This is a genomic window from Sulfuricurvum sp. (assembly GCF_049305995.1).
Classification (GTDB): Bacteria; Campylobacterota; Campylobacteria; order Campylobacterales; family Sulfurimonadaceae; genus Sulfuricurvum.
Genome location: NZ_JBAQPS010000289.1, coordinates 1 through 9,235, shown reverse-complemented (window position 1 = coordinate 9,235; position 9,235 = coordinate 1). Strand labels below are relative to the sequence as shown.

The 9,235-nt window shown below is 43.4% G+C and carries 9 protein-coding genes and 1 tRNA gene; 4 read left to right on the top strand and 6 right to left on the bottom strand.

Features of this window, described 5'->3' with window-relative positions:
• The 6 genes from WA010_RS09940 to mraY all read right to left on the bottom strand — a co-directional run.
• A partial coding sequence (locus tag WA010_RS09940; protein WP_422556965.1) for an RrF2 family transcriptional regulator occupies nucleotides 1–425 on the bottom strand: 425 nt, incomplete at its 3' end.
• 9 nt (nucleotides 426–434) lie between these two features.
• Complete coding sequence (locus WA010_RS09935) at nucleotides 435–2,075, bottom strand: protein kinase domain-containing protein (protein WP_422556964.1); 1,641 nt, start codon at nucleotides 2,073–2,075, stop codon at nucleotides 435–437.
• A gap of 54 nt (nucleotides 2,076–2,129) precedes the next feature.
• Nucleotides 2,130–3,407, bottom strand: coding sequence for an MFS transporter (locus tag WA010_RS09930; protein ID WP_422556963.1), 1,278 nt, complete (start codon nucleotides 3,405–3,407; stop codon nucleotides 2,130–2,132).
• Between the two features lie 202 nt (nucleotides 3,408–3,609).
• Nucleotides 3,610–3,685: transfer RNA gene (locus tag WA010_RS09925), tRNA-Phe, on the bottom strand.
• 63 nt (nucleotides 3,686–3,748) lie between these two features.
• Complete coding sequence (gene murD / locus WA010_RS09920) at nucleotides 3,749–4,957, bottom strand: UDP-N-acetylmuramoyl-L-alanine--D-glutamate ligase (RefSeq protein ID WP_422556962.1); 1,209 nt, start codon at nucleotides 4,955–4,957, stop codon at nucleotides 3,749–3,751.
• Nucleotides 4,957–6,015, bottom strand: a complete 1,059-nt coding sequence (gene mraY, locus WA010_RS09915) for a phospho-N-acetylmuramoyl-pentapeptide-transferase (RefSeq protein ID WP_422556961.1) — start codon at nucleotides 6,013–6,015, stop codon at nucleotides 4,957–4,959. The genes murD and mraY overlap by 1 nt, the downstream gene beginning before the upstream one ends.
• Before the next feature lie 93 nt (nucleotides 6,016–6,108).
• Between mraY and gpmI the strand changes: the two genes are divergently transcribed.
• From gpmI to WA010_RS09895, 4 genes are all read left to right on the top strand, one after another.
• On the top strand, nucleotides 6,109–7,584 hold the full coding sequence (gpmI, locus tag WA010_RS09910; protein ID WP_422556960.1) for a 2,3-bisphosphoglycerate-independent phosphoglycerate mutase: 1,476 nt from the start codon (nucleotides 6,109–6,111) through the stop codon (nucleotides 7,582–7,584).
• A 130-nt stretch (nucleotides 7,585–7,714) separates the two neighbouring features.
• The gene (gene fabG, locus WA010_RS09905) at nucleotides 7,715–8,458 is read left to right on the top strand and encodes a 3-oxoacyl-ACP reductase FabG (protein ID WP_422556959.1); all 744 of its coding nucleotides are present in this window, start codon (nucleotides 7,715–7,717) and stop codon (nucleotides 8,456–8,458) included.
• Between the two features lie 70 nt (nucleotides 8,459–8,528).
• Entirely contained in the window at nucleotides 8,529–8,759 is a 231-nt protein-coding gene (gene acpP / locus WA010_RS09900; protein ID WP_015652770.1) for an acyl carrier protein, read from the top strand.
• Between the two features lie 106 nt (nucleotides 8,760–8,865).
• Nucleotides 8,866–9,235: beta-ketoacyl synthase N-terminal-like domain-containing protein (locus tag WA010_RS09895; protein WP_422556958.1), on the top strand; the 370-nt coding region annotated here is incomplete at its 3' end.

The following is a 9,235-nucleotide window of genomic DNA, read 5'->3' as shown; positions in this document are numbered from 1 at the left end:
TAAATTCGTTTAATTTTTCGGTGAAGCACATCATCCGTAATTTCTGAGAGGCGCATCGCCGAATACATCTCCAGCATCTCTTGACGCCATACATCCCATTGGGCATGGAGAGCGCATGGTTTTTCCGCTTCACAATCTCCGATACCCAGTACACACACATCAAAAAAGGTGGTTCCATCAACTGCTTCGATGATTGAGAGGAGGGTGATATCAGACGCCTTGCGAGAGAGGGTAACTCCCCCCGCCGCACCGCGCTGAGAGATGAGGATTCCCGCATGTACCAGTTTTTGGAGTGATTTCGCCATAAAATGAAAAGGGAGTTCCAGTGCTTCACTGATTTCTTGAATGCGATGAAACTCTCCGATGGGTTTGGTAGAGAGCCATACTGCGGCACGAATCGTATCTTGACAAGCGGAAGAGAGCATTAAAAACCTTTATTTAGTGACATAGAGATAAAACGTGATAATTTCTAATAGTAATAACATTATAAACGCTGTTTTATAAAAGGTAACAGGGGAACGTTCGATCAATGGCGTTGAGGCACAAAAATAGGGTTTTACTTTTTCAGGATCTTTGAGATCGTAGAAAAATTCGGAGTAATGGCGGTAACGTTGATCGAGTGAGATGGCGATGGAGCGCATAATGACCGAATCGAGCCAGAGGGGGATATTTTTATTGAAATTTATTGGGCGTTTGGGTGATTTAAAGGTTGGGGTTTGAAACGGTTCAATCTCTCCATAAGGAAATTTTCCGGTAAGTGCCCAATAAAGGGTGACCCCGATCGAAAAAATCTCGGTGGATTCGTTGATAACACTCTCACTAAATCGCTCGGGTGCGAGATAGGTTGGGGTTCCGGCGCGGGAATTGGATGAGAAAATCTCGACGATGGAGCCAAAATCGACCATTTTGAAATCAACTCCTGCTTCGCCGTCCCGCTGGTAAACGAGGATATTCTCAGGCTTTATGTCTCCATGAACGAGGCCAAGATGGAGCAGATGGACCTCGGAACGGTGGAGAAATTTGCCCAAAGCGATGGCGTTGTCTATCGAGAGCGGGCGGTTTTTGAGATACTCCAACAGATTTACCCCTTCCACCAGTTCCATCAGGTAGTAACGCATACTACGATTTTCCGGTACCCACGCATGACCGAATGCCTTGTGGGTTATCTGTTTGGCATACCATGCTTCACGGACAAAGGCATCAAGGGCTTCGTCATCATCCGCTTTGAGCGGAAATTTCATAATATACACGTTTGCATCTTTGATGACTTTCCAAATACGTTTGTGCTCCATCATAGGAGAGAGTAGGATATAGCCGTCGATAATTTGCCCTTCACTCAATGTTTCGGGGATGATGAGTGGGGCATGCTTGATCGCATAAAGTGGATCGAGGGATTCGACACGAAAAATCTGAAGGCTCATATCATCCCGATTTTTGGGATCACAGGTTTGAGATGCACTGTGAATGATAGTCGAGGCACCTAACCCTTTTTGGATCATATCGGCAAAGATTTTTTCCTCTAAGAGATTGTAAACTCCGTCACTGCATAATATAAGGGTATCACCAACACCAATAGGTGTTGAGAGGATAGTTAGGTCGATATTTTCACTCAAACCGCACGCGGAAGTCAAAACATGGGACATGTACTCATCATCCATCGTATGATCGACGCTGAGGCGTAGAAGTTCTCCATTTGCTTTGAGCAAATAGATACGTGAATCGCCGAGATTGAGAGTGTAGAGATTTTCTCCCTCGATTACCGCGAGACAGAGTGTCGTAAGAAGTTCGATCTTCCCGTACTGGGTCATCGACTCTTTAAAGAGGAGAGAATTGATATGACGGGTAAAAACTTCCATCGTTTTAGGGATATCCCAAGCACGAGGGCGGTTTTTGAACTGATCGATGAAAAACTTTACGCTCTGTCTCGCTGCCGTACCGCCGCGTGCCGCACTTCCGACTCCATCACACAAGACACTTACCAGCAGAGCGTTATCGATGATAGTATAGGCACAGGCATCATCGCCAGTGGTAGCGTCTTTGGAGAGGATGAATTCGGACGATTGGAGTGTGAGCATTGACAAACCTTACAGTAAGAGAGTGGATCCCGTATCAAGTACGGGATGACGGGATTATATACGTGCCCCTGAAACAGCACCCCATGTTGTACGCCAGCGTGTTTTGACCAGACTGATCCCACTGATAGCAATCATCGTCATGACTGCAAAGATGACAAATCCGGCAGTGTAGCCATCAAATGCTCCCTGTGACCATCCGAATGTTTTGATAAGAGCTGTTCCGCCCAATCCACCAGCCATACCGATAAGTCCGGTCATAACACCGATGTCTTTACCAAAACGCTGCGGTACGAGTTGGAACACCGAACCGTTTGCCATTCCCAGATTCGCCATGATCAAAAACATCACGACAATAGCTGCCCAAAATGGCAATGCGACAAACGCACTGATGAGGGCAAGAACTATAATACTGCCATAAAAGACATAAAGCGATTTAATCCCTCCCATTTTATCGGCGACGGCTCCACCTACCGGACGAAGCAACGCACCGGCAAAGATACAGAGCGCACCGAAATATCCGGCGATAACTTTGACATTGCTCTCATCCATGACATTTAGACCAAAGGCTGACATGTCAGCTTGGTAGGTGTTCATCAAATAGACTTTCATGTAGTTCGCAAATCCGATAAATCCGCCGAATGAGACGGCATAAAAGAGGTTAAACCACCATGTATCCCGATCCCGCATCAGCTTCATATAATCGCCGAGTTTTTTCGGGTTGGCTTTATAAACCGATGAAGGGGCATCTTTTGCCATAAACATATAGGCGATCAGAACGATAAAGGACAATACCCCGCCGACGAGAAAAACCGAAGGCCATCCCCAAATCTCGGCAATCTTAGGGGCGAACAAAAAGTCGATGACCACACCGATATTACCGGCACCCGCGATACCTAAAACTGTCCCTTGCAGACGCGGCGGATACCATTGACCCGCTTGAGGCAGTGCGACGGCGAACGATGCACCCGCAAATCCCAGACCCAGTGCAACCCACAACAACTGATCGTACGTAATTGACCCAGCAGCTGCGTATCCATAAAACAGTGTTGCGATAACAATCACCTGAGAAACCAATGCCGTCTTTTTCGGTCCGAATTTATCAACGAAAATTCCCAGTACAAGGCGTAAAATTGCCCCCGCAAGAACGGGAACGGCGAGGAGTGTTGCCATCTGATCATCATTCATCGTAAAACCGCGTGAGGTTAGAGACTCATTGATCTCGGTAGCCAAAGGCCCCAGCATCGTCCACATCATAAAACTAAAATCGAAATACAAAAAGGCGGCAAACAGCGTCGGCCAATGCCCCTCTTTTTTTAAATCACCGAATTTCATCTCGTCTCCTAATTAGGATTTTTTTATCTGAAATAATTGTAGTTTAATAATTGAAGAAAAAAAGCATATTAATGATTAAAATTTAAGCATATGCGTGAAAGTAGTTGTGTTGCACTTGATTGTTGTATGGGCACATCTAATAGGGGCGTATAACGAAGAAAACCTCTTCAAACTTCCTAGATTAGGACTTTTGAAGAGGTTATGGTGGCCAATCTCGGAATCGAACCAAGGACACAATGATTTTCAGTCATTTGCTCTACCGACTGAGCTAATTGGCCACGTTTGTGAGGGTGAAATTATAGCTATGTAAGCTTAAAAATAAGCTTAAATCTATAATAAGTCTATTTTGTGGCTTTTGCAAGTTCTCTAAATAAGTTTCCACGTTGTGCATAGGAGGTAAATTGATCTAAACTAGCTGCTGCTGGAGAGAGCATTGCAATGGTATGCCGAGTATGCTTTTTACTGATTTGATCAACTGCTATATCGATTGTATGGCAAAGAGAACAAGGAATATTATGCTGATTACAGAGAGCTTCTAATCGTAATGCATTACTTCCAATCGCATAAACATTTACATCATACTTTTTTAAAGGGGTAAAAAGCTCTTCTAATGCTACCCCTTTATCATCGCCTCCGAGTATTAAAAGGATTGGATAATCTCGGTATGTTCGAAGTGCTGCCAGTGTAGCATCAATATTAGTGGCTTTGGAATCATTGATCCAAAGACGGTTGCGAGAGTCACGAAACTCTTCTTGGCGGTGAGGATCAAGGATAAAGGCATTGATACGATCGTAATCGCAGCGATCATAGAGAATTTTATCAATTCCCATAGCAATCATTGCATCCATCAAAAATGCCCCTTTAAATTTAATTTTTGACGGGTCAAAGCCAAAATAAGCAGCTAAATCTTTTTCATCTTCATAAATAATTTTGAAACCGTTGGTCGGAGTATCGGCAAACATTTTAGGCAAGATGATTACTTCTCCTTCTTTCATCATACTAAGTGGTTTAAGTTTTGCGTCATAGTAGGCCTGCATACTCCCATGCCAACTGACATGATCGGGTGTAACGGGAAGGAGAGCATAGATATTGGGACGTGCTGTATGGTTATAGTGCATACTAAATGAACTGGTTTCTAAAATCCATATAGGAGCTTCAGTGGACATGTTTGCAAGAGGAGTCCCAATATTCCCGCCGCTGATAGCTTTTTTATCACTAAGAAGATGCTCTATCATTTGGGTTGTGGTAGTTTTTCCGTTGGTTCCGCTGATCCAGATCGAAAAAAGCATCTTATCAGCAAAAAAATCGTACTCACTGATGAGATGTTGTGATTGCTGAATCAAGATATGGGAAGGAGGAAAACCGGGTGAGGGAATTTCGTGAGTAAAAAGACGAGTATCAAATTCATCGATCGGTTTGAGAAAATTTCCCTCTTCATCAATCGAAGGGAGAGTGAATTTATCATCGAAAAAAGTACACGGACCGAAACGTTTGGCGATGGCACGGGTTGTTTTTCCGTATCCGAAACAGGCGATATTTTGATTTTTCATTAGCGAATCTTTAAAGTAATTAGGGCGAATATGTTGGAAAGTAGCGAGATGATCCAAAATCGGACAATAATTTTATTTTCTGCCCATTGTTTCATTTCAAAATGGTGGTGGATAGGTGCCATCAAAAAGACCCTTTTTTTACGGAGTTTGTAGCTTCCTACTTGCAAAATGACTGAGACGGTTTCAATGACGAAAATAAGACCGATAAGGATGAGAAGAATTTCACTTTTACCGATGATCGCCATATACGCGATAAACGCTCCGAGGGTAAGTGAGCCGCTATCTCCCATAAATACCTGTGCCGGATGACAGTTAAACCATAAAAAGCCCAAAAGTGAACCGATCAGTGCTGCTGCGATGATGACTACTTCTCCGGCAGGAATTTTTGGCATCAAAAGGTAGTGTGACAAGGCAGCGTTTCCGACGATATAGACGATAACACTCAGAGAAAGGAGGGCAAAAATTGAGGGGACAGTGGCTAAACCGTCAAGCCCATCGGTCAGATTGACAGCATTGGACGTAGCAATGATAACTAATACCCAAAAAGCAACACTCCACCATCCCATGTCAAAAAGGCTCAATTTAACAAACGGAACATAAAAGCCGGTATCGAGTTTGGCGTAGTAAATCAAAAAAATTCCGATGGCGAGACCAAAAAGAATTTGTAAAATTAATTTGGCTCGTGCAGAGAGACCAGCAAGATTGTGACCACCGCGAATCTTTCCCCAATCATCGGTAAAACCGATATAGGCATAAAATATAAGGGTAAGGAGTGCTCCGATAACAAACGGGTTCATGACATTAACAGTAAAGAGAGAAGCAATAACTGTTGAAGTGATAAAAACAATCCCTCCCATGGTGGGAGTTTTAGCTTTTCCTTGATGCGCACTGACATATTCATTGATGGGTTGCACGCGAGAAGAACGCTGTGCCCAAGCAATAAAGCGAGGCATAAAAAAGAGGGTAAGGAGTAAACCGATGAAAAAAGCGACCCCCGCACGGACAGTAATGTATTGAAAAAGGTTGATCCCAAGGACCTGATGAAACCAATATAACATTTAATTAACTCTTTATGATTAAATTTCAAAAGCAATGCAAAAGTGACATTTTAATATAATCCTCCCAAAGTTTCATTAATTAAAGGAGCCAATTTGAAGAAAAAAACTGTTTTGGTCATTACTGACGGTATTGGTTACTCTCCTAAACGTGAATTTAATGCCTTTCATGCAGCAGTTAAGCCGATTTATGATTGGCTATTTCGCGAGGTTCCCCATTCTTTAATTGATACATTCGGCTTAAGTGTCGGTTTACCAGAAGGACAAATGGGGAATTCCGAGGTAGGGCATATGTCAATCGGAAGTGGTCGGGTACTATATCAGGATCTGGTTAAAATCTCTCTTTCTTTAGAAGAAAAAAACTTTGAAAAGAATAATACGTTTGTTTCATTGATGAAAACAAGTAAACGTTTGCATCTTATTACCCTTATGAGTGACGGAGGTGTTCATTCTCATATTGATCATTTGATGGGGGTAGTAGAGATTGCGCATGAAGCAGGAAAGGAAATATGGCTTCATTTGATTACCGATGGACGGGATGTTTCTCCGAAATCGGCAAAACTTTTTTTGCAAACAGTGAGTGCTCATGGCTATTCTAACGTAAAAATTGGCTCAATCGGAGGACGTTTTTTCGGGATGGATCGTGATAATCGCTGGGATAGAGTCCAAAAGGGTTACGACGCTATCGTGTGTGCTACCCCTAAAAGTGAACAAAGTGTCGCTGATTACATTGAAAATGCCTATGCTTCTGGTGAGACGGATGAGTTTATCACTCCGAGTGCTTTTGATGGATACGATGGGTTTAAAGAGGGGGATGCGGTTTTGATGCTCAATTTCCGAAGTGATCGTATGCGTGAGCTTACGACGGCGATCGGAGATAAAGAATTTAATGGATTTGAACGCGCATTTGTTCCAACCCATTTGGCGACGATAACGCAATACGATAAAAATTTCCCTTATCCGGTATTGTTTCCGAAAGATGCACCGACAAATACGTTGGCCGAAGTAATCTCTAACGCAGGACTTCGACAGCTTCATACGGCAGAGACGGAGAAATACGCCCATGTCACCTTTTTCTTTAACGGCGGTATTGAAGAGCCGTATGAAAATGAGACACGTGTGTTGATCCCTAGTCCGCAAGTCAAAACCTATGATATGCAGCCGCAAATGTCAGCACCCGAAGTGGGCAATGCGGTGCTCAAAGCGATGGATGAGGGGGTTGATTTTGTCGTGGTTAATTTCGCTAATGGCGATATGGTGGGACATACGGGCAATTTCGAAGCGGCGGTAAAAGCGGTTGAGGCGGTTGATCATGAACTGGGGAAAATCGTTGAAACTGCGAAAAAGAACGGTTATGCGATGGTGCTCACTTCCGATCACGGCAACTGCGAAGAGATGCGTGATGACGCGGGTAACACCCTCACGAACCACACTGTCGGAAAAGTATGGTGTTTTGTGATGGCAGAGGGAGTCGAAAAAGTTCATCCAGGGGCGCTGAATAATGTTGCACCGACGGTTTTAAAATTAATGGAACTCGATATACCATCTGAGATGGATGCACCATTAATATAAACACATTTATGAGCAAAGCCCATAAATGTGGCAAGGACAAATATGTCCTTTGCAATCCCCTAAAGCTACCCGTATCTTTCGGATACGGGAGATAAAATATGAAAAAATCTAAAGTTAAGGAAATAAATAAATGAAATTCACAGGCAAAAATGTATTGGTAACAGGTTCAAGCCGAGGAATCGGTGCGGAAGTAGCACGTGTATTGGCAGGATACGGTCTTAAAGTATGGATCAACTATCGAAGCGGTGCGGCAGCAGCAGATGCAGTTAAAGAAGCGATAGAAGCTGAAGGGGGTCAAGCGGCAGTGATCGGTTTCGACGTTTCGGATGAAGCGGCGTTTGTGGATGCGGTTAAAACGATCGTTGATGCGGACGGTGAACTCTCATATTTGGTCAACAATGCAGGGATCACTCTCGATAAATTGGCATTGCGTATGAAAGCGGAAGAGTTCGCAAGCGTCATCGATGCAAACCTGACTTCGGCGTTTATCGGATGCCGCGAAGCGATGAAAGCGATGCGTAAACAAAAATTCGGAAGCATTGTCAATATGGCTTCGATTGTTGGAGAAACCGGAAATGCGGGACAAACCAACTACGCAGCATCTAAAGGGGGGATGATCGCAATGACCAAAAGCTTTGCAATCGAAGCGGCAACCAGCGGTATCCGTTACAACTGTATCACTCCGGGTTTTATTGCGACTGATATGACGGATGAACTCAAAGAAGAGGTAAAGGCGGCATTTACTGCAAAAATCCCGATGGGACGTTTTGGAAATCCAAGTGAAGTAGCCGAAGCAACGGCATTCTTACTCAGTGACCACGCGAGCTATATCACTGGTGAGACCCTCAAAGTTAACGGCGGAATGTATATGTAATGTGCAATTTTGCCTCTTAAGGTAAATATGGTATAATTTGCCGATTTTATTCATAGGAACAGGAGCTATTATGGCACTTATCGACGATATTAAAGAAGTAGTGGTTGAGCAATTGAGCGTTAACCCGGACGAAGTTAAAGAGGATTCTAAATTCGTAGAAGATCTTGGCGCTGACAGCCTTGATGTTGTTGAATTAGTAATGGCTCTTGAAGAGAAATTCGATATCGAAATCCCTGATGACGAAGCAGAAAAAATCCAAACTGTTCAAGATGTCATCAACTACATCCAAAGCAAAAACTAAACCTATTATCGAGGTTTTACCTCGATAGTCTTAATCTAAACAATATGGTCTAAAAGTTTGGCTTAATGGAGCTAAAGTTTCAGACCATCCACCATCAGGAGAGAATGTGAAAAGAGTAGTAGTAACCGGAATGGGAATGATCAATGCTGTTGGTCATGACAAAGAGAGCTCATTCAAAGCAATTTGTGAAGGTGAATGTGGGATCGATATGATCACGATTTTTGATGCTTCAACACAAAGTGCGCAAATTGCCGGTGAGGTGAAAAACTTCGATCCTGAATCGGTTATGGATGCAAGAGAGGTTAAAAAAGCGGATCGTTTTATCCATCTTGGGATTAAAGCGGCACAAGAGGCGATGGAGGATGCTAATTTTCCTGAAGGATTTAACAAAGAGCGTTTCGGAATCGATGCGGCATCGGGGATTGGTGGACTCCCATCAATTGAGCGTAACTCGATTATCCTTGAGACTAAAGGAC

Excerpts from the sequence above, each read along its gene's own strand:
- WA010_RS09935 (WP_422556964.1), bottom strand. The coding sequence starts at position 2,075 with ATGCTCACACTCCAATCGTCCGAATTCATCCTCTCCAAAGACGCTACC.
- WA010_RS09930 (WP_422556963.1), bottom strand. The coding sequence starts at position 3,407 with ATGAAATTCGGTGATTTAAAAAAAGAGGGGCATTGGCCGACGCTGTTT.
- murD (WP_422556962.1), bottom strand. The coding sequence starts at position 4,957 with ATGAAAAATCAAAATATCGCCTGTTTCGGATACGGAAAAACAACCCGT.
- mraY (WP_422556961.1), bottom strand. The coding sequence starts at position 6,015 with ATGTTATATTGGTTTCATCAGGTCCTTGGGATCAACCTTTTTCAATAC.
- fabG (WP_422556959.1), top strand. The coding sequence starts at position 7,715 with ATGAAATTCACAGGCAAAAATGTATTGGTAACAGGTTCAAGCCGAGGA.
- acpP (WP_015652770.1), top strand. The coding sequence starts at position 8,529 with ATGGCACTTATCGACGATATTAAAGAAGTAGTGGTTGAGCAATTGAGC.